This is a genomic window from Clostridium boliviensis (assembly GCF_033342255.1).
Classification (GTDB): domain Bacteria; phylum Bacillota; class Clostridia; order Lachnospirales; family Lachnospiraceae; genus Lacrimispora; species Lacrimispora boliviensis.
Genome location: NZ_JAWONS010000280.1, coordinates 61,701 through 82,128, shown reverse-complemented (window position 1 = coordinate 82,128; position 20,428 = coordinate 61,701). Strand labels below are relative to the sequence as shown.

General features: G+C 42.0%; 20 protein-coding genes. 8 read left to right on the top strand and 12 right to left on the bottom strand.

Annotation, left to right across the window (positions count from 1 at the left end; genetic code table 11):
• Nucleotides 1-28: 28 nt before the first annotated feature.
• The 11 genes from tnpB to RZO55_RS19005 form a co-directional block, all read right to left on the bottom strand.
• Complete coding sequence (gene tnpB / locus RZO55_RS19055) at nucleotides 29-403, bottom strand: IS66 family insertion sequence element accessory protein TnpB (protein ID WP_318065843.1); 375 nt, start codon at nucleotides 401-403, stop codon at nucleotides 29-31.
• Nucleotides 397-723, bottom strand: a complete 327-nt coding sequence (tnpA, locus tag RZO55_RS19050) for an IS66 family insertion sequence element accessory protein TnpA (RefSeq protein WP_318065842.1) — start codon at nucleotides 721-723, stop codon at nucleotides 397-399. The genes tnpB and tnpA overlap by 7 nt, the downstream gene beginning before the upstream one ends.
• Before the next feature lie 567 nt (nucleotides 724-1,290).
• Nucleotides 1,291-2,463 carry a glycosyltransferase family 4 protein gene (locus RZO55_RS19045; RefSeq protein ID WP_318065841.1) on the bottom strand — a complete coding sequence of 391 codons (1,173 nt, stop codon included), beginning with the start codon at nucleotides 2,461-2,463 and terminating at the stop codon, nucleotides 1,291-1,293.
• 596 nt (nucleotides 2,464-3,059) lie between these two features.
• On the bottom strand, nucleotides 3,060-3,281 hold the full coding sequence (locus RZO55_RS19040) for a DUF6618 family protein (protein ID WP_318065840.1): 222 nt from the start codon (nucleotides 3,279-3,281) through the stop codon (nucleotides 3,060-3,062).
• Between the two features lie 13 nt (nucleotides 3,282-3,294).
• Nucleotides 3,295-4,101 (bottom strand): ExeA family protein, encoded by an 807-nt coding sequence (locus RZO55_RS19035; RefSeq protein WP_318065839.1) that lies wholly within the window; start codon nucleotides 4,099-4,101, stop codon nucleotides 3,295-3,297.
• A complete protein-coding gene (locus tag RZO55_RS19030) occupies nucleotides 4,098-5,345 on the bottom strand; it encodes a DDE-type integrase/transposase/recombinase (protein WP_318065838.1) in 1,248 nt (415 codons plus the stop codon). Before RZO55_RS19030 ends, RZO55_RS19035 begins: the two co-directional genes overlap by 4 nt.
• A 61-nt stretch (nucleotides 5,346-5,406) precedes the next feature.
• Complete coding sequence (locus tag RZO55_RS19025) at nucleotides 5,407-5,928, bottom strand: DUF6431 domain-containing protein (protein ID WP_318065837.1); 522 nt, start codon at nucleotides 5,926-5,928, stop codon at nucleotides 5,407-5,409.
• 307 nt (nucleotides 5,929-6,235) lie between these two features.
• Nucleotides 6,236-6,439: an AAA family ATPase gene (locus tag RZO55_RS19020; RefSeq protein WP_318065836.1), complete on the bottom strand. Its 204-nt coding sequence runs from the start codon at nucleotides 6,437-6,439 to the stop codon at nucleotides 6,236-6,238.
• A gap of 446 nt (nucleotides 6,440-6,885) precedes the next feature.
• A complete protein-coding gene (locus tag RZO55_RS19015; protein ID WP_500683314.1) occupies nucleotides 6,886-7,329 on the bottom strand; it encodes a hypothetical protein in 444 nt (147 codons plus the stop codon).
• Between the two features lie 808 nt (nucleotides 7,330-8,137).
• Entirely contained in the window at nucleotides 8,138-8,446 is a 309-nt protein-coding gene (locus RZO55_RS19010) for an ATP-binding protein (protein ID WP_318065834.1), read from the bottom strand.
• Nucleotides 8,443-9,189, bottom strand: a complete 747-nt coding sequence (locus tag RZO55_RS19005; protein ID WP_318065833.1) for a Mu transposase domain-containing protein — start codon at nucleotides 9,187-9,189, stop codon at nucleotides 8,443-8,445. The genes RZO55_RS19010 and RZO55_RS19005 overlap by 4 nt, the downstream gene beginning before the upstream one ends.
• A 209-nt stretch (nucleotides 9,190-9,398) precedes the next feature.
• Here RZO55_RS19005 and RZO55_RS19000 point away from each other — a divergent pair, with 209 nt between their 5' ends.
• Nucleotides 9,399-9,809: a hypothetical protein gene (locus tag RZO55_RS19000; protein WP_318065832.1), complete on the top strand. Its 411-nt coding sequence runs from the start codon at nucleotides 9,399-9,401 to the stop codon at nucleotides 9,807-9,809.
• Here RZO55_RS19000 and RZO55_RS25935 read toward each other — a convergent pair.
• Nucleotides 9,715-10,182 carry a DUF6431 domain-containing protein gene (locus tag RZO55_RS25935; protein WP_369293235.1) on the bottom strand — a complete coding sequence of 156 codons (468 nt, stop codon included), beginning with the start codon at nucleotides 10,180-10,182 and terminating at the stop codon, nucleotides 9,715-9,717. The genes RZO55_RS19000 and RZO55_RS25935 overlap by 95 nt on opposite strands.
• Before the next feature lie 314 nt (nucleotides 10,183-10,496).
• Between RZO55_RS25935 and RZO55_RS18995 the strand changes: the two genes are divergently transcribed.
• The 7 genes from RZO55_RS18995 (at nucleotide 10,497) to RZO55_RS18965 (ending at nucleotide 20,346) form a co-directional block, all read left to right on the top strand.
• Nucleotides 10,497-11,984, top strand: coding sequence for a TIGR02677 family protein (locus RZO55_RS18995; protein WP_318065831.1), 1,488 nt, complete (start codon nucleotides 10,497-10,499; stop codon nucleotides 11,982-11,984).
• Nucleotides 11,981-13,144 (top strand): TIGR02678 family protein, encoded by a 1,164-nt coding sequence (locus RZO55_RS18990; RefSeq protein WP_318065830.1) that lies wholly within the window; start codon nucleotides 11,981-11,983, stop codon nucleotides 13,142-13,144. Before RZO55_RS18995 ends, RZO55_RS18990 begins: the two co-directional genes overlap by 4 nt.
• On the top strand, nucleotides 13,131-17,231 hold the full coding sequence (locus tag RZO55_RS18985; RefSeq protein WP_318065829.1) for a TIGR02680 family protein: 4,101 nt from the start codon (nucleotides 13,131-13,133) through the stop codon (nucleotides 17,229-17,231). Before RZO55_RS18990 ends, RZO55_RS18985 begins: the two co-directional genes overlap by 14 nt.
• Nucleotides 17,209-18,495, top strand: coding sequence for a TIGR02679 domain-containing protein (locus tag RZO55_RS18980; RefSeq protein ID WP_318065828.1), 1,287 nt, complete (start codon nucleotides 17,209-17,211; stop codon nucleotides 18,493-18,495). The genes RZO55_RS18985 and RZO55_RS18980 overlap by 23 nt, the downstream gene beginning before the upstream one ends.
• A 228-nt stretch (nucleotides 18,496-18,723) precedes the next feature.
• Nucleotides 18,724-18,975: a phage tail protein gene (locus RZO55_RS18975; RefSeq protein WP_318065827.1), complete on the top strand. Its 252-nt coding sequence runs from the start codon at nucleotides 18,724-18,726 to the stop codon at nucleotides 18,973-18,975.
• A gap of 45 nt (nucleotides 18,976-19,020) precedes the next feature.
• Nucleotides 19,021-19,266: a phage tail protein gene (locus tag RZO55_RS18970; RefSeq protein WP_318065826.1), complete on the top strand. Its 246-nt coding sequence runs from the start codon at nucleotides 19,021-19,023 to the stop codon at nucleotides 19,264-19,266.
• A 63-nt stretch (nucleotides 19,267-19,329) separates the two neighbouring features.
• Entirely contained in the window at nucleotides 19,330-20,346 is a 1,017-nt protein-coding gene (locus tag RZO55_RS18965; RefSeq protein ID WP_318065825.1) for a cadherin-like beta sandwich domain-containing protein, read from the top strand.
• Nucleotides 20,347-20,428: the final 82 nt, after the last annotated feature.

The window sequence follows — 20,428 nt, the reverse complement described above, 5'->3', positions numbered from 1 at the left end:
CGGCACTTTTACCGTCATTTTTATTTGTTTAAAAGCAGATATTTTCTTTGCTTATTTTTATATCATGATGAGCTTTTTTCTGTTTAATTTCCAACCCTTCCAGAAGCCATTCCACCTGCTTTGCGGAAATCTCTCTGACCATTTGAGAATCTTTTGGCCATTGAAATTTCATCTTTTCCATTAGCTTCTTATGTGCCAGTATGAACCCATTTCTATCATATCTCAGGATTTTAACAGAATCTTTTTTCTTATTGCAGAAGACAAATATACAGGCTTCTGCAAATGGATCCATTCCGAACTGGAGCTGCACCATGGATACAAGGCTGCTGATCTGTTTACGAAAGTCGGTAGCCCCAATCGCAAGATAGATATGCCTGGCATCAGCAGTAAAACGATTCAGCATTCTCTCACCAGCTTTTGCATCAGTTCTGCCAAGAGTGGAACGTGTTGTGCGTCATTTACAAAAATTGAAAAGTCCTTCCAATTGACGATTATTTCGCCGCTGGCTGCACCAGCTTTCTTTTCTTTTGACGGATCATTGACCAGGACTTCAACAAATGTATCTTCCAGTGACACCAGCTGATCACCTTGGATTTTACGGTGCCAGTAATAATAAGCATGTTTCGTAACTCCATTCCTTTTACACCAGTCCTCAACCTTTAAGCCACTGGCTGCTCTGTCAGCAAAGCGCTCCTTCCACAGGATGACATTGTTAGTTTTCATTATGATTTTCCTCCAGTAATCTTATTGATGGAAGAATACCATTTTTAAAGCTCAGATGGAATGACGCCTTTTTTTGAAGCGGTTACGTAAGGTTTTTCAACAAAAACTAAATACATATAAAATAGAAAATCTATTCCAGAGTAGGTAATTGTATAGACAACGGACCAACAGAGGGGCTAGGGGGAATTCAGCTTGTCATCTTTGATAGAACGGTTAATTTTTTCATTCTAATAATATCGCACTTTCTTTTTCCACCTGGATAATAAAAGAATTCAAAAATATAAAAAGAATTGAAGTGAATATGACTGCCACGCAAAATTGTCTGGCAGTCATATGCAAATATTTAACCTGTCTACTTGACAGGTTAAATATCAGAATCCCACCTAAGTATTGACTAAGAGCCTGATTTTCTGCCATATAGATCCATAACGGAGACAAGATAAGTCCAACATTCTCTGAGAACATATATATATATTATATCAGTAACCCATTTTTGATTTATAGTTGACACATTAAAATTGCGATTAGCTAAAAGAGTGCGCTTAAGAAGTAAGTGGTACGATTAATCTAAGAAAGTAGATTATTATAAATATTAATCATAGCTTCATTAACATTTATTTGACTAAAATTTTTAACCTTTATTTTATTCTTGCTACTCATTTCATTCAATAATTCTTTATTTTGCAATATTAAATAAATAGCTTTGCTAAAAGATTTAACATCATCCGCATGTTTGATTAAAATGCCTCCATCACACACATTCATTGTATCCTTCTCACATTTACCCATCAGATCTCTACTTCCGCGAATATCCGAACAAATAACTGGCAGACCGTAAGCCATTGCCTCTAATAAAGCCATTGGTAGCCCCTCCTGATATGACGGAAATATGAATAAGTCTGCGATTTGTAAAATCTCCATCATGTCATTTCGGTACCCTAAAAAGGAAATATAATTGGAAACTTTGAGACTATCAGCTAAATCTTTCAAATAACCCTCCAGTACTCCTTGACCACAAATAATGTAATGAAAAGGAACTGAAGCGTAATTGTCTTTATAATCTCGAATCGCTCTAATAATTGTTTCGTGATTTTTGCGTTTTATTAATTCTCCTGAAGATAGTAGAATGAATTTATCTGAATGAAGTCCAAGTTCCTGTTTCTTTCGATTAATATCAACTGCTTTTTGCTCTTTATTGATATCCAGACCTACTCCCGGAATGTAGTTCAAATGCTTTGCATGAAAATGTTTTTTTGATCTTTCATAATCTTCCTGATTAATACATATAAGTTGGTCTGTAAAATAAGAGAGTAGTTTCTCCACGGGATAGTATAAAAACCAATTAATATAAGGAGCACCCTTAAAAAAGTGAAAGCCGTGAGCGGTATATATAACAGGGTAGGTTTTGGTTGCGTGAGCTGCGATTCTGGCAATTACACTACCCATAGGAGTATGACAATGAACAAGATCAAAGTGTTCATCAATCATTAATTGTTTGAGCTGAAAATATACTTTTATATTCTGAATTTTAAATGGGCTGCGTACGAAATCGATCTGGTGCTGAATGATTCCGGTACCTTTAAGACGCCTGTTATCGTTTCCGTAGGAAGGTGTATTATAATTGGTAGCATAATGAATTTCATATCCCATGTTTCGTAGAATATAAACATTTGACATTTCAAATTGCGGTACAAATCCACTTACTGTTGTAACTAATAGAGCTTTTTTCTGTGATTTCATATTTTTCCTTAAATTTCAAATTCCTCCGATAATTATTAATATCATGTATTCTTAAAAGCAGTGTTCAACTATAAATTAAACACTTAGAATAATATAATTGTATTATACTAGAGCTAAAGATAAAAGTAAACGGTTTGACGTAGGTATTATATTACATTACACTTACATTTCCATTTCCACTAACTCAACTCGTCCTTCTTCAAACTTTTTAGCTACATAGCCCTTTCTTTTGCTAAGGTTTTGCATTCTTGAGCATGAATGGCCTTCAGCAGCATAGAGTCTCCTTTGGAACGGCTACAATTAACTAGACAGAAATTTTAAGGGCATATATGTGTTGTTTAGCAAATTAAAAACTCCTTCATTTTTCACTTTAAATTGACCTGAATCCTAGTGATGCTGATTTAATTCGTCATATTAACTGATGCAGTTTCTGCACATTATTTGAACTGATGCAAATTAGCTGAACTAAAAAAGCAGGTCTCCCTGCTTTTTTTCTAAAACGATACATATTCACTTATTGCAGCCAGTGCATCAACGATACTGATGGCATCTACAAGAGAAAGTTCTGGATAAGTATTCGCTAGCCGTTCAAGGTTCTAGAAGCTGTCATCTAATCCTGCAAGTTCAGTTCCGATGCCCCAGTCTGGCACACAGATATAGTTTCCATACTGATGATGTCCGCAGATGATGTGAAACGTGCTGGATCTGGCGGATACTTCCAGCTCGCAGGGATTGGTCTTATTAAGAAAGCGGATGTGACCACTCCAACTGTCCGGTTTCATATCGGACAGTCCTGTGCATAAGTAATCCAGTTCCATTTAGGTTCGCCTCCTATCCCAGTTCGCAGTCATTTACTGCCTGCATAACGATATCTACATGGATCAGGTCCACTTTGTTACTGTCTCCAATCAAAAGGCCTGCATTACAGAGCTTGTTGATGATTCGTGGTGTTCCAGCCGCTGCGTTGAGAATCGATTCAACAGCATTTTCCTCAAAAATAATCTGGTTGCAGCCTGCACCTTTTAGTTTTTCAGCGATATACAGCCTGCCCTCTTCTTTGGACAGACCTTCTACGTTATAATTCATGATAATTCTCTGGCGGAAAGGTTCATGAATACCAAGTCGGAGTGTTGAGTTGAGCTGTGGAAGCCCTGCAAGAAGAATGGCTGCACGATCTTTGGAATCCATTTCAAAGTTGAACAGGATTTTGAGGTCATTTAGAATGGCATTATTAACGTAATTCGCTTCATCAATGATGATAACAGGGGTCTTGCGTTTCTCAAGGGCAAGTCGGGAAATCTCTTCCTGAATGAGACGGAAGTTATCTGGTTTACGGAATGCGGGCAGAGCACCCAGTTCTTTAGCCAGGTTCCGATAAAAATCATTGGCTGTCAGTGTGGAAAAACTGGAATAGACAACCTTATATAAAGAGGGATTCAGGCTGGCAGCCCATGCGCGTATTGCAGTGGTCTTTCCGCGCCCGGGACTTCCGGTAAGAATTCCAAAACCTTTGGTCTTTGCCAGATAATCCAGCCGGAAAAGAGTTTCTTTGTATTCCTTCTTGTCTACAAGTATCTCTTTGGAATTTTTTAGAAATGGATTGAATTCCAGACCATACCGGGCTATGTAATCCATCATTGTTCTTCTCCTCTGCATAAATGCAGTTTTTCACGTTTGGCAAACGCATTCTCCTGTTTGTTCAGCAGACGTATGGGTGTAAGAGTTCCATCTGCTTCCAGAATGAAGATCTCTTTCATATCAGGGGAATAACGGAGGTGGATACGCTGTCTGGCGAATCTGCAGTCCACCTCGTATTCGATCTGATTGATGACGATGACACTGTCGGAGGATACACGTCGTTCAATTTCCAGGAGGAAGTCTTGCGCGATCTCCTCATCTGTGAGACGCCGGATGCGTTCCGGTTCGGAGAAGAAGCGGTCTTGAGGAGTCTGCCCCTTTAGGGAAGAATGGACAGACTGATTATAGTGCTGCACATAAGCCATAAGGTTTCCTTTGAGTTGTTCAAGGCTTTGAAAGTCCCGGATGTCAAGAGCAGCCATCCACTGATCTTTCATGGTACGGAACCAGCGTTCAATCTTCGCTTTCTGCGTCGGAGTATAGGGCTGGTCATAGTGGATCACAGAACCGATCCGAGCCGCAAGAAGTTCCATCTGTTTATTTTTATAGGAGGAACCATTATCGAAATTGAACAACTGTGGCCGCCCATACTTTGCGACAGCTGATTTCATGACAGACATGAGGTTGACGAAGTTATCATTGAAAAAGATATCAATTCCAACAATGAAACGGCTTGCATCGTCAATCAAGGCAATGATGTAGACTTTGTGTTTCTTTCCGTCCGCAGTTTTAAAATAAGGACCGACACTGCTGTCACCGCACCAGACTTCATTGATGTGTGGACGCTCATAACGGCGCATATCCTGATTGGTGGTGGTCTTCATTTCTACAGCAAGAAGATTGAGATAACGGTTCACAGTAGACTCCGATAATTCTCCAGGTCTGATACTTCCATTATCATAGAGCTGACGGAAGATCGCAGCTGCAGACATTCGTGGATAGTTGGTCTTGAGAAATCGGATCTGATCTTTAAGATCGTCATCCAGTTTTCTGGGTTTACCAAGATCTGCGCGTGAAGATGGGACTAATGCATCAAAACCGCCCCGGTTGTAGTTGTTATACCATTTCTTGATCGTGGTTGGGGCAAAGTGTTTTGTTGAGCCATCCGGAGCAGTTACGCCTCTGGCAGAGGCATCACGAAAGAAAGCTTCATGGGAAGAATAGTTATCCTGAAGTCCTGAAATAAGTGGAGCAATGATGGAATAGCGCATCAAAGCAATATCATGTGTTTTTTCCTGTATCATAATGGAATCCTCCTTTGTTTTTCTTAAATATAGAGGGTTCCTGCCGTTTAGTCGTGTAAGGTTATGTGGGTCTTAGGAACAGGATATTTGGTGTTATTTTAATCTGCATAAATTGACGCTTGAAGAATGAAAAACACCGGCGGATAAAGAAAAAAGCCGGATCGAAGGAAATGCCCGCGGAAAGAAGCCGCTGCATCCAGTGCTGGAAGTATCTGCGGATGACGGAGCGGATGATGTTTTCATCAATGGAAGGTGTCTGGTTCATGATGGCAGAGAAATCACCGGAATCTTCATAACAGGAAATAATGCGGACCTGATCAAACAAGGAGGTCTGGGAATAAGGAACAATTGAAGATAATAGGAGAGCGTGGGTAGTGCCACAATAACTGCATTTAACCCGGCAAATATGCAGACGGATAACCGATTCCTCCGACTTAATACTGCGGTAGTAGTAGCCGTGAATTGTAAGACCACCAGAATGACCACAGGTGCAGGTCAATTGATGGAATTGAACTTTTGCGATTGTTTTATCATAGAAATCTTGCGAAATAGGATTGCAAAAATCAGTAAATACAGTTATCATAAGTATACATTTGTGGTTTAGACCATGGGTGATGCTTGTGGCAGGAATCAAACTTTGGTAGGGGAGGTTCCTGCTACATTAATATAGTAACAAAGCTATGATAACATAAGAAGGTACTGGATAAAACAATCTGTCGCAGAATGCATCAGAATGATTTATCCAGTACCTTCTTTTAATTTGCATGAAACAAGAAAAATCTGGAGTGGGTAAAGTAACGAATAACAACTTGTGCAGGATATAAGCAGCAACTTCTTTGTCATCAAGTCCAGCGTAATTATAGTGGACAGTAATTCTTTGGCGAAGAGATTCATGGGAGAATGTCATTCAAGTGGGATTCTCCGCAAAGAATCAGGGTAAAACAATTCATGGAATCGTAACTATAGTTCATCAGCATTTTGATGTCATTGAGAATTCCGGTGCTCAGATACTGTGCCTCATCAATGACCAACAAAAGTGGCTGCCGTTTTTCCTTGTACTGGTAGTAGATCTGCTCCTGAATTGCTTTGAACATGCCGGTCTTACCTCCTTTATCAAACACCAAGTACAGAACAGAACTGCTTATAGAATTCTGCAACAGAGATGGTAGACAGGCATAAATAAGCCACATGGTAAAGATTGGGGTTCAGACCTTTGGAGAAGCATCTGAGGCAGTAGGACTTTCCCGTGCCGGGTCTTGCAGTAGATATCTTTTAAGTAATCCAATCGGTGCGACATCTCTTTAAAATCTCTGGAAGCAAAGGAGTCCTTCTCAGAAATGGATTTATCAAATGGATTGAAGGAAAGTGCGTAAAAGTCATTATACATTAGAAGAACCTCCCATCTTTGAGTAGTCAATCGATGGAGTGTTGTTTCTCTTGGTATGACAGTTGGCATTTTTATCCGTTCGAAGGAGAGGAAAGTGCTTACCGTCATAGAGGATGAAGGCAGAATCCATGTCATCTGGCTGATAACGAATATCTACTTTATAGAAATAAACTGCATAGGCACATCAAAGCTGTTCTTGTTTATGGAAACAGTGGAATCTTTATTCACTTTCCTGGTAATGCGATTAAGGAAACACTCATTCAGCCAGTCTTTGGATGCGGGACACCTTACATGAGATTTTGTATCCTGATAGCGGGTAAAAGGAGTACTGTCAATACCTGTGTGGAAGGTGGTGTTGTAAGAGCGCATGTAGTCTTTTAAAAGGCTGTTAAATTCAGCCAGTGAAGAAATGCGCTCCGTATCAAGCGTATAAAGCCAGCGTTCTTTCAATGTTCGAAAATGGCGTTCCACTTTTGCTTTGGAAGCGCCGTCGCGGACTCTGGTGTGCAAAAGCACAGTACCAACGGCGCCACAAATCATGGAAAGCTGTTTGTTAGAATAGGGGGAACCATTGTCGACGTAAAGTTTATCAGGGATTCCGTAAGTAGCAATGGCATCTTTTAATACCTTCTGAAAGTTAGCTGCATTATCGTTATAGAAGAGTTGCCCCCCCTGTTAACAGTCTGGAATGGTCATCGATGATGATAGAGCGGGAGTAGAAAGCGTGAATCTTACAGTTGCCTTTAGAATGACAGATGGGACATTCCACAGTATCAGGCTAAAAAGAGCGCATGAAATCAAGAAATAAAGTTTTTGATGAAGTTTTTATACGAATAATCTTGCAAAACAGAGAGTTTTTTCTTATCATAGAGATGGACTTAAGCAGACTGCTTTTTGCCAGGCAACCATAAATAGGACATAGATCCTGAACCTGGACCTGCATGCGGCGCTTAGTTTGGTGAAGAGAAAGAACGAACTGTAGGAGGGGCTGTTCTTTCTCTATTTTTGTTGTTATGGTTATATTAAAAACTTATATGGGAATGAGAAGGAATGGTCAATAGAAAGACAGAAAAAAACGTGCAGTAAAATACAGCACGTACCGATAGGTAATATATGTAGTTGCAGAAATTAATTTGCAGTAAAGTTACAGCCGGTTGGAATTATAATTTGCTGGTTGACAGTGATAACTGAAAAGAGTAAATTAAAAACAGAAAAATAGAAATCCACAAAAATAGAGGACGCAGAACAAGTGTAAATATGTGATGTGGATAGCTTGCCTGAAAACAGCAAATCAGCAGAAAGATTTCCACAATTGCTGAATTTGATAAAATTAAGGGATTATATTAAAATTTACCTTTCAGTGCTGTTCTACGCCTACGGCAGTTGCCATATGGCTTTTACCGGCTCAATTCCTGCCATAAAGAATCAGATTTTCATTTCGGTCCATAAAATCAAGTGTTCTGATTCCATCAATACTTGTTGTGTTTGGAATGATGATGTTACGAAAATCATATCCTTCAAATGTTTTTATATTATCAAATCCTGCCTGTTTCAGATGCAGTTTTTTTCGCTTGTTGTTACGGTAATCAAGTTCAGCCCTCAAAACTTTGAGGAGATAATCCTGATAGGTGTCGCCAGACATGGATAATGCGTTTTCAGCGAAGGTTATGCTCAGACGCAGTTCCTTACAGCATTCATAAATCTGATCTTTCATAAGGGACATACCTCCTGTCGGAAGAGGTCATTATATCTTGCGTTATTTGTTGCAAAACTAGGCATGGATATGACATTTGCATTTAATTGCATTGGTTGCAATTGCTGCACTTGCGACGTAAGAGACCTGTATGCAGCAAGGATACTGTCTGTATCATTTACTCCATTGCTGATTGCAAATGCAAGTGCACTCTCTGCAGTATGCATATCGTGCTTCTGCAGCATTGTATATAAAGAGGTCAGGCCTTTCCGCTTGCCCTCGGCATTCTGTTTTCCCAGATATTTCTGCCAGTTGTCTGGTAGCTCCTGATAGAAGGTAGTATATTTCATGGCACAGGGGCGTTTGGACATTAAATCTATGTACGGAGGCCACTTCATTGATTGAAGCCCGTTTCCATAAAGCCTTTTATGTTCCATGATAATTTCATAGGACTGGTTTAAAATCCACACTTTGTCACTGGAAGCTTTTACATATACATTTTCCTGTGCATACTTAGGTGACGAAGAGTAAAGATTATTGTCAAAGGTTACCATTGCATAATTATCAGCTTTACATGGTTCGATCAGGAAGGCTTTATACGGAACTTCATTCAGTGAAAGCATCTGCGCCTGATCTTCTTGAAACAGGGATTCGATTGGAACATTTTTAACATAGTGATTACGCTTTGCATCTTTGCTGCATATTTCGAAAAGCCCCTGATTAAACTGAAAAAAATCAAAGATTGTTGGAACTGGTACGAACATGTTTCTGCGTTCGAAAACAAAGTTGTCGGTTATTATAATGACCGAGTGTCGAATAATGCGATGAATAGAGTGTACAAAATTGGAATATATGTTGACCATTTGAGTGGAAAGTGGGAAAATTGTCTTGTAATTAATCCCTATAATAATTACTATGGATATTTTCGTTAGGGGGGAGATATCCAGGAAATTATCAAAAAGGAGAAAAAAACATGAATAAAAAAGTAATTCGTATTTTTATTGCAGTTTGTTTAATGATCGCAATGACAACTACTGCTTTCGCATCAACTAAAACATATAATAGGGACATTCGTTTTAAAATACTCACTAATGGACATCATGATTATTTAGCACTTCATACAAATGGTAGAGAGGTAAGTGCGAGAATTTCAGGACATATAGAACTTATATATGATACACAGACAAAGAAATATCAAGTTTCAGTTAAGGATCTTACTTTTGTAGGAGATAATGCAAGTAAATATTCTTATATGGTTAAACGTTATAGTCCTAGTAAAATACATATAATTATACAAACAGATGAAAGAGATATAGGTTATTTATATTACAATGCGGATAGCACTGGTCTTCATAAACATTGTATAAATTATAGTGGCAATTAAGATATTTAGGCACTTTATCAATAGTTGGGGTGGGATTCGCATGAATCCTGCTCCATCTTTGCGTGTGTCCGGCCGGCACACGCAAAGATGATACCTGATAGCCCTGTGTGTCCGGAGGGATCAGACAATCCAGGACACCTGCAATGATATCTGTTTCAAAGTGTTTGAATAGAGCAAGCAGATCCGGAAGTTCCCGATGGATAGCATTGCATTTATCATTGGTGCAGGAAAGTCTGCGGATAAGGAGCCAGCGAATCTCGTCGCCTTTTCCCTTTACAATACGCTTTACATGATCCCGCAGGACTAAAGGATGACCACATATTGGACAGATTGAAGTCTCACTGCTCTCGACAAAAAATATCGACTTCCTCATTGTAGGAGACCGTGTAATCTGATATAATGACTATGGTTTTATACCAATGGTTCCAGTGATCACGATCTTGCAGGAGGGTGTCACTGGAAACTCTTTCTTTTTATACTTTAATGATAGTATAAAATGTCAAAACTTGGACCTTGAGCTGAAACCGTCCAAAAACTTTGCATGAACAAAAAGGAGTAAAACGCTTGCATTTCCGAATCTTAGCAATAGGATAAATCTGAAAATTTTACATATTTCTCCAAAACCATTGAATTCCCTCCCCCCATCTGCTATCATAACAACATAAAACGCAGTCAGGGAGCAAAGCCATGGAATTAACCGATAAACTATTAAAACCAATCCGTGAAACAGCCTATTTAACGGCGGAGAATGCCAGACGTTACCGTGTCATTCTCCGCTATTTCTATTTGCAGTATGAGAAGATCAAGTACTGGATGGAGCAAGATGAAATCCACCGCGAACTCTCATCCCACCCGGAATTCTCCGACTATACCATCGATCAGTGCCGCCAGGATTTAGATGCCCTGGTCCATTGGGGAAACCTTCTCACCATGCAGGATACAAAGCGGGTGACCTCCATCGAAGCCTTTAAAAACAGGCAGTACCGTTATCAGCTTGCAGAATATTCTGTAGAGATCGAGCGAATGACCATTCGGCTGGAAAAGCTCTTCGTGGAAGGCGCCTCCCTCGAGCCTACACTCCTTGAAAAGATCCGTATCGAACTATCAAAAATCTTTGAAATATCAGAAAAATCCCCCTTAGAAGTTTATGGCTGGTGGAATAGCTTAAACAACGATTTCATCCGCCTCAACCAGAACTATCAGGACTATATGAGAGATTTAAACAGCGCAAGAGCGGAGGAATTAATGAAGACCGCTCAGTTTCTCATGTATAAGGACAAGCTCATTGAATACCTCCGCTCCTTCGTAAAAGGTCTCCAGATGAATGTAGGCGTAATCGAGGAAATCATGAAACGCATTACTCCCCCGGTTCTTGAACTGATATTTCAAAAAACGGTGGAATACGAGCTATCTATCCCCCGTCTGGATATGGAACCTGACAGAGAAGAACTGTATGAGCGCACCAAAGGGCGTTTTACAAGCATGGAGGAATGGTTTATGGAGACAGCCGGGGTACCCAGTGAGGCCTCACGGCTGTTTGACATGACCAATGAAAGCATCCGAAGAATTACCCGCTATGCCACACAGATCAGCGAGCAGTTCACAAGCGGCGCAAACCGCAAGGAGGAGTACAGAAAGCTGTGTGAGACATTTTTAGCCTGCAGTGATCTTAAGGAGGCGCACTGCCTGTCTGCGGTTGTATTTGGTGTGGAAAGACCCATGCATTTAAAGGGGAACTTTGAAAAGACCACTGACAGCATCAATGCAGGGATCTATGAAGAACCTCCCTGTATCCTGGAGATAGCCCCCAGGATTCGGGAATACAAAGAGAGGGCAGAGCGAAGCTTCATCAGAGATTATTCTGCAGAGAAGGAGCAGGCCAGAAAAGAGGAGATGGAAAAGCAGGAGAGGGAGCAGTTTATGATGGACAGCTTCTTAAAAAACGGAGAAATCCATTTTGATAAACTTCCTGTTCTTGAAAAAAGCGCCAGGAATATCCTCCTTCGCTGGCTTGCCAGGGCTTTGGAAGGCGACGGATTGGGGAAAACCGGTGACGGTCGTGTTTATCATGTGGAAAACCCGCAGACCAAAGAACGCTGCATCGTAAACTGCCAGGATGGCAGCTTTGAGATGCCCGCATTTGTGCTTCGATTTGAGGAGGAAAAGGAACTGTGAATATACTGGAAGAACTGATGAATGAACGGTGGATATCCAAATACCGGGAAAGGGATAAGTATTACCGGATTAAGGATGAAATTAGTGAGATTCGTCCCTTTCTTGTGGAAAAGCTGGGATACCGGATTATCAGCAACAGCAGCCTGGTAAAGCTGGAGAAGCTGCCGGGAGAAGCACTTCCCTGGATGGGAATCAGAGAATTTAAGGATATCTCTGATTATGCTCTTTTTTGCGTGATTCTTATGTTTCTGGAAGACAAGGAAGCGGAGGAACAGTTTGTTCTTTCCCAGCTGTCGGAATATATTACAGGGAACTATCCGGAAGGGGAGATGCCGTGGACCGTCTTTTCCAATCGTCAGAGACTGGTACGCGTGATGAAGTTTTGTATGAAGAATGATCTGTTTGTTATGGATGACGGGAATGGGGATCAGTTTGCCGCAGATTTAGAGACAGAAGCCTTATATGAAAATACAGGCCTTTCCAGATATTTTACAAGAATATTTACCAGGGATATCAGTACGAATAAAACGGTATCCGACTTTTTTCAGAGTGAATGGCTGGACATGAATGAAGACAGAGGTGTGATCAGGCGGCAGAGGGTATACCGCAAGCTGCTGCTTTCCCTTGGTCTGTACCGGGAGAACGGGCAGGATGAGGATTTTAACTATGTAAAGAATTACCGGAGTGTAATTGAGAATGATTTGGAACAGTTAATCGATGCTTCTCTTCAGGTTTATAAATCCAGTGCTTATTTAATCCTTGGGGAAACAGGAGATCTTGGAAAAATATTTCCGGCCAGAAACAGCTTATCTGACGCTGTTTTGCTTCTCCATGGAGAGATCAGGTGCCTGGTTGAAGCAGGGGAGCTAAAGACAGGTGTCAACGAAAGGATTGCCCTTCCGCTGATAAAGCTTGAGGATATCATACGGACCACAAGAACGAAATATGGAAGCGGATTTTCAAAGGCGTTTCGTGAGATGCCGGACCATGAGTTTATAAAGACTCTTTTAGAAGAGATGGAAGATCTGGATTTTTTAAGAATTGATCCGGTGACAGAAGAAGCAGAAATTATGCCTGTGGCGGGTAAGCTTTCAGGAAGATATCCGGAGCGTTATCTGGGACAATTAAGCGAGGAGGAGAATTCCAATGAAAACCAGTAAATGGGTGATTAACCGGATCGGGCTGATTGATTTCTGGTATTACGATGAGGAAGAATTTCATTTCCGGGATGGGCGTCTGCTGCTTCGCGGTGCCAATGGATCGGGAAAGTCTGTTACCATGCAGAGCTTTATTCCACTGCTTTTAGACGGCAACAAGGCAGCGGAGCGTCTGGATCCCTTCGGGACCAGAGCCAGAAAGCTGGAGAACTACCTTCTTGAGGAAAATGACGGACGGGAAGAGCGGACCGGCTATTTATATATGGAATTTAAGCGAAAGGACAGCGATTCCTACATTACGATTGGAATCGGACTTTGTGCAAAGAGAAATAAAAAGCTGGATTCCTGGCATTTTATTATCCGGGATGGACGGCGCATAGGAAGGGATTTTTTCCTTTACAAAGAACTGAAAAATAAGATTACCTTAAGCAGAGTGGAGCTTACCAACCGTCTGGGAGAGGGAGGTCAGGTAATCGATGGTCAGAACGACTACATGAAGCTGGTCAACGATACTCTATTCGGTTATGAAAATGTGGAAGAGTACAAGGAACTGGTTGATCTGCTCATACAGCTTCGTACGCCGAAGCTTTCTAAGGACTTTAAGCCCACCGTACTGAATGAGATATTAAGCGGCTCCTTATCACCCCTGTCCGATGAAGACCTTCGCCCCATGTCAGAGGCGATAGAGAACATGGATAATTTAAAGACAAGGCTTACGGAGCTGGAAACCGGCAAAAAGGCAGCGGACAGAATCAATGAAGTCTATCAGCAGTACAACCGTGCAGTATTGTACGAAAAAGCAGATCAGTACAGGAAAGCGGATCAGGAATACAGGCAATATGAAAAGGAATATACAGGGGTACAGCAGGAGATAGAAGAAAGCAGCCAGAACCGTCAGCAGGAAATACAGCGAGAAGAAGCTCTCCATATAGAACAAACCACACTTCAGGAAAAAAAGGAACGTCTGGACAGCAGTGATCTCTCTAAATTGATGGAACAAAAGCTGGAGGCAGAAAATAAGCTTCTTCAGACAAAGAAGGAGCTGGAGGAAAAGGAAAAAAGTCTGGAGGAGAGGACCAGGAAGGAAACCGAGCTTTCCTATGCCTTAAAAGAGCAGACGGATAAACTGGAGCAGCAGGAAAAAGAGATAGAAGAAGCCCTTGATGAGATGGAAGCAGGACTTCAGGTACTCAGCTTTGATGAGCATATGTTTATGTCCGGAGATTTAAAGAAAGAGATTGCTGTGCCATATCCATTTCATACCTTAAGAGACCAGATGGCGTCGATCCGGCGGGATATTGATCTAGGAGTCGTTCTTCTGGAAAAAAGACAGCGGATTGCTGAAAAACAGGAGGAGGAACTGGTCGGACTGGAAAAAGCCAGACAGGAAAAGCAACGCCTTCTTCTCCTTATAAAGGATCAGGAAGAGCAGTGCAGAGAAGTGAAAAGTGAGTGGGAAGAGGCATTTTACCAGTGGGCCAGAAGCAATCAGCAGCTGATACTTTCCGAGGAGGAAGAACGTTACTATACCTCAAGAATCCGTTCCTACGATACACTTACAGATCCCCTTGAAGCCAGGGAGATGCTTCGGGACCATAAAGACAGAATTCTGGCATCACTTCAAAAAGCAGGTGTGGAGCTGGAGCACCGGAGAGAGCTGGAAGAAGCAGATTGTGAGAAAAAGCGACAGGAGCTTGAGGATTGGAGGAACCGGAAGGACCCTGAGCCTGAAAAGCAGGAACCTGTACTTGCAAACCGTTTGTGGATGAAGGAAAAACACATCCCTTACTATCCTTTTTATAAGGTTGTGGATTTTACAGAAGCTCTTGATGCAGGTAAAAGAAACCGGCTGGAGGAGGCGCTCTCCTGCATGGGTATGCTGGATGCAGTGGTCGTGCCTGCAAATTATCAGGAACAGGTGCTGGCAGCCCGGGAGGGGATGAGAGATACCTATATTTTTGGTGATATCGGCAAGGTGAAGGAGAATATTGCCAGACTATTGGAGGTCTCCTCTGATGTGGACGACATTGTGTTTTATCAGGAGCTTTCTGATGTTTTGGGAGCGGTTGCTACGGCAGCAGGCGGTCAGACCTGGATTGATGAAGAGGGAAGATTTGGTCTGGGAATATTAAAAGGTACGATTACCCATTCCTATGAAGCAAAATTTATTGGTGTCAGAGCCAGAGAACAGTACCGCCTGGCAAAGATACAGGATTTAGAGAAAGAGCTTTCTGAATACTCCGGGAAGCTGGAGGAAACAAAAAGACAGCTGTCAGAAAACAGAGACAGGATTACATGTCTTGAGGAAGAATATTCCAGATATCCCTCAGAGCTTGATGTGAGGGAGGCGGTCAGGGAGCTGCATGAGACGTTGGAGCACATAGAGAAACTGGAAGCAGATTTAGAGGAGAAGGAAAAGAAAGTTTCCCTGCTTCAAAAGGAACTGACGGAAGCAGGACTGGCTGTAGCCGAAAACAGTAAAAAGCTTTATTTAAAGGCCGAGCTCTCTATATACAGAGAAGCAAAAGAAGAGGCTCTGTCTTATTATGATTCCATCGGAACCCTGGAGCTGCTGCACCAGTCATATCTTCATACGCTTGAAAATGTCAGGGTTCTGAAAGACCGTATGGAAGAGATTTTTATTCTTCTTGATGAGATCCGCTATGAGATCGGCAGAAGGAATCGGGAAATAGGAAGCCTGAACAGTACAATTTTGGCGTGTGACGAACAGTTAAAAGCAAAGGATTATGAAGCTGTGAGAGAACAGCTGGAGTACTGCATCAAACGTCTTGCTGCCATTCCGGATGAGTTAAAGGACTGTTATTTAAAACAGAGCGGTTATGAAAAGGATTATAATTTCGGTAAGGACAGACTGATTGCCATTCGGGAGCAGAAGGAAAAAAGACAACTGGATTTGGAACTTCTTAAAAAGGCTCTTATTGATGAGAAAAATCTGTCTTTCGTAAGCGGACTGGAAGGATTATCATGGGAGAATCCTTCTGAAGCGGCGGGCAGCGTTCTGCGTCAGCTGAAATCAGAAAGTTTAAAAAGCAGCGGAGAATTAAGCAGCTTGCTCCAGCAGAGATTTTACGAGAATTTAAGTGAACTGGTGGACTATAATCTGACCATTCAGCCGGTGTTCGGAAAAGAAGATTACGATGATCTGCCGAGAGGGACGATAGAGCCGGAATTTAAACGTCTTGTCATACTTGCCAAATATAAAGGCAGAGAGGTATCCTATGATACTCTTCTTAGTGGCCTGGCGGGAGATGTAGAGATTCAGAAAAGTCTCGTAAAAGAAAGCGACAGAACCTTGTTTGAAGACGTACTGGCCAATACAGTAAGCAAGAAAATCCGTTATAAAATCTATAAAAGTGAGAGCTGGGTAGAAAAGATGAACCGGCTCATGGGCAGTATGAATACTTCCAGCGGATTGAAGCTGAGTCTGGTGTGGAAGAAGAAAAAAGCGGAGGAGGAAGGACAGCTGGATACCAGGGAACTGGTAGAGCTGCTGAAAAAGGATGCAGGACTGATGAGGGAAGAGGAGTTAGAACAGCTGTCCCTTCATTTTCAGACCAAGGTCCAGGAAGCGCGACGAATCATGGAGGATACAGGAAGTGTCCGGAGCTTCCATGCAGTCATGAAAGAGGTACTGGATTACAGAAAGTGGTTTGAATTTCAGCTCTTCTTTCAGAAAACGGGAGAAAACAGAAAAGAGCTTACCAATAATGCATTCTTCACCTTCAGCGGCGGAGAAAAGGCCATGTCCATGTATGTTCCGTTGTTTTCATCTGTAGTGGCCAAATATGACGGTGCCAGAGACGACGCGCCCAGGCTGGTGTCCTTAGATGAGGCATTTGCCGGTGTGGATGAGCAGAATATCAGTGATATGTTCCGGCTTATGGTTGATATGGATTTTGAGTTTATTATTAATTCACAGATTTTGTGGGGAGACTGCGAGACCGTTCCGGAGCTTGCAATTTATCAGCTTTTGCGGAAGGAAAATGCTAAATTTGTCTCAGTGCTGCCCTATATCTGGAATGGAAAGGTACGGAGGCCTGCAAAGGATGGAGAAATGGAACGGGGATGAGCTCCTTAAGGAGGCAGTGGAGTATTTCAGATGTCCGGGATTCCGGCGCTTAATGAAGGGACTGAGGGAGAAATACCAGTCCCTTTCCAGACTGGGCGGAAGTATTGTTATTCCGGAACTGACTGAGGAAGAGGCTGAGTTACTGGAGGGCTTTCTTCAGATGGAGGTAAAACCGGGAAAAACGCTGTCCGTTACGGTCCAGCGCATAAAAAAATCCATGGATCAGACGCGTTTTGCAGGCTGCAGCTTAGAAACGCTTGTATCTGCGGTCCTAAATGACACACTGGTTTCAAATAAAGACAGAAAAACAAAGGAAGAAGCCCAAATGGAGAAGCATTTCCGGCAGTATGAAAGCCTCTTTCAGGGAACTTATGCAGGAACGTGGTTAAAAGACGCTCTGGTAAAAGGGAGCGCTTTAAACACTATGATGGTAAGAGATTACCATTCCAATACTGATTGGCTGGAGGATCAGCTTCCTGTCATATGCAGAGGAATCAATCAGCTCCCGGTATTTTCAGGCATTTATGAAAGGCTTCCCGTATTTGCCGCCTCTGTTTCCGGAAATCCCCATTACTTCGATGAAGGAAAAAGAAGTCTGACCTACCTTTTACTTGGAATCCGCACAATTCTGGGAGAAAGCATCCCTTATAAGACCGCCGTGGAAGGCAGAACCGGAATGCTTTACCGTGCAGGGATTATGAAAGATGATTTAAATAACTGGGTTCTCTGTCATGGAATCAGGGGATTTATATCGGGCGGAGTTCTTCATGAAGGAATGGAAGTGTACGTAAAAAGAAAGGAATCCCAGATTTTAACACTGAAGAATATAAGTTATTTAGAATCTGTAACGCCAGTTGGACATGAGATTTATGTAGTAGAAAATCCTTCTGTTTTTTCCAGTCTTACAGAACGCAGTAAGAAGGATTATACCTGCGTCTGTTCTGGCGGCCAGCTCCGCCTTTCCGTGGTTGTATTGCTGGATCTGCTGGCAGAGAACGGAAAAGAGATTTATTATGCCGGGGATTTTGATCCGGAAGGGCTTAGTATCGCCCAGAAACTGGTTTCCCGCTATGGAAATCAGCTTAAGCTTTGGCACTATGAGGAAGAATTATATCTCAAATCCATGTCTTCGGGGGACATCAGTGACACACGGCTTAAGATGCTTGACAGTCTTACTGATGAGACACTGAAAGCAATGGCAGCACTTTTAAAAGAATACAGACATCCCGGATATCAGGAAAACATTATGGAACAGTTTGTTTAAGATATCCGGGGAGCTGTCCTCCATGAATTAAAATTATAATCTGATTATTATCTTTATATTCTTATCAAAAAATCCCAAAAGTCAAAATTTATTTCGTGTTTCACTTCCTTCATATGTAGTATGCTAAGGTATCCACAGCATGGTATAACGCTAAAGCCCCGCACATCTGCGGATGTCCGGGTTTTACGCCACGCTGCCTATAAGAATGAGATGAAGGAGGAATTTTTTATGGACCCATATATTGGTCAGATACAGCTTTTTCCCTACAACTTTGAACCCAGAGGCTGGATGCTCTGCGACGGAAGGTCACTGCCAATCATGCAAAATCAGGCGTTATATTCTCTCATAGGAACTAATTTTGGCGGAAATGGATCTGCAAATTTTAACATTCCAGACTTAAGAAATGCCAATCCTCTCGCTAATACCAACCAAATGAAGTATTACATAGCAGTTCAGGGTCTGTACCCCCAAAGATCATGATTTTGCTGCACCCCTGATTCAAGGACAGGAAAGGAGATAAAATGCATGGATGAATTTTTAGTAGGTGAAATCATTCCAGTACCTTATATGTTTGCCCCTGAAGGCACGCTGTACTGTGATGGGCAGGAATATCCGGTTCAGCTGTTTCAGCTGCTGTTTGCTTTAATTGGATTTACGTTTGGAGGTAACGGTTCTTCTACGTTTCGCGTTCCCAATCTAAAAGGGTTTGAACCTAACCCCAACGTTCATTATGTCATAGTAACAGATGGTATGTTTCCTGATCGGTACTAGATAGATGTGGGTATCGATAAGCAACTGTATTTTAATTTACCGGAAAGGATTGATGAGATAAATATGGGTATTAATTTGGCTTTCAATGCAGATATAACAGCAAGCAGTTATGTCGATCCCTATGAACCAGGCAGAGCGGTAAACGGTATAGTCGACGACCCCACCTCCAGATGGCTGTGTGCGGCTCTCCCGGGGTGGCTGTGCCTCGATTTAAAAAGATCCTGCTGGGTGGGGCAGTGGACCTTAAAAAGTATGGGAAAACAGGCAGGGTGGCCCGCCGATTATTGTATGACGTCATTCCGGCTGGAAAGCAGTTCAGACGGCACCAATTGGACCGTAGTGGATTCTGTAGCCGGTAACAACGACAATATATGCACTCGTGCGCTGCAAAGTCCGGTATGCGCCAGATATTTCAGACTCTATGTACCTGGTGACGGCGGATTACAGGCCAATAGATCCGCTGCGTCCGTTATGGAGCTGGAACTGATTGAAACAGAAATGGTCGTTCTGGCATCGCTGGAAATAAAAGATAAGGAAGGGCATGAAGCAGCGCTGAGTCCGGCGTTTGCCCCGGATGGGCTTACCTATACCGCCAATGTCGGATATGATTCTGATTGTATCACAGTGCTCCCGATTGCTTCTGTATCAACCGCAGTTATTACAGTAAACGGGCAGGAACTGATCGATGGAAAAGCATCCGTTGAGTTGAATACCGGATCAAATAGTGTTGAAATTAAGGTGACTTCGGAAGGCGGATATACTATGACTTACCAGGTAGCCGTTACAAGGGCGAGTAGTCCGTATCTTGATTCAGTTATAATGACTGGTTTTCGTATACCTGGTTTTTCAAAAACCACGTACAGTTATAATCTGACTGCCCGAAATCTTGCCAGTACAAAAGTCACTCCTTCAGCAGAAGATCCAGAGTCAGCGGTTGTCATTACATTAAATGGTGTTTCATATAACAGCGGCCAGGCAATACCACTCTGTGACGGATTAAATTCAATTAATATTGTAGTTACTTCCAAAATCGGAGTTGACAGCAGAACCTATATTTTTAATATAAATAAAACAACATGACAGAACCAATTAAATGATCTCAGCGGCATAGAGCAGAAAGATTATTTCTCTTTATGCCTTTGAGAATTATAATGGAGAGAGG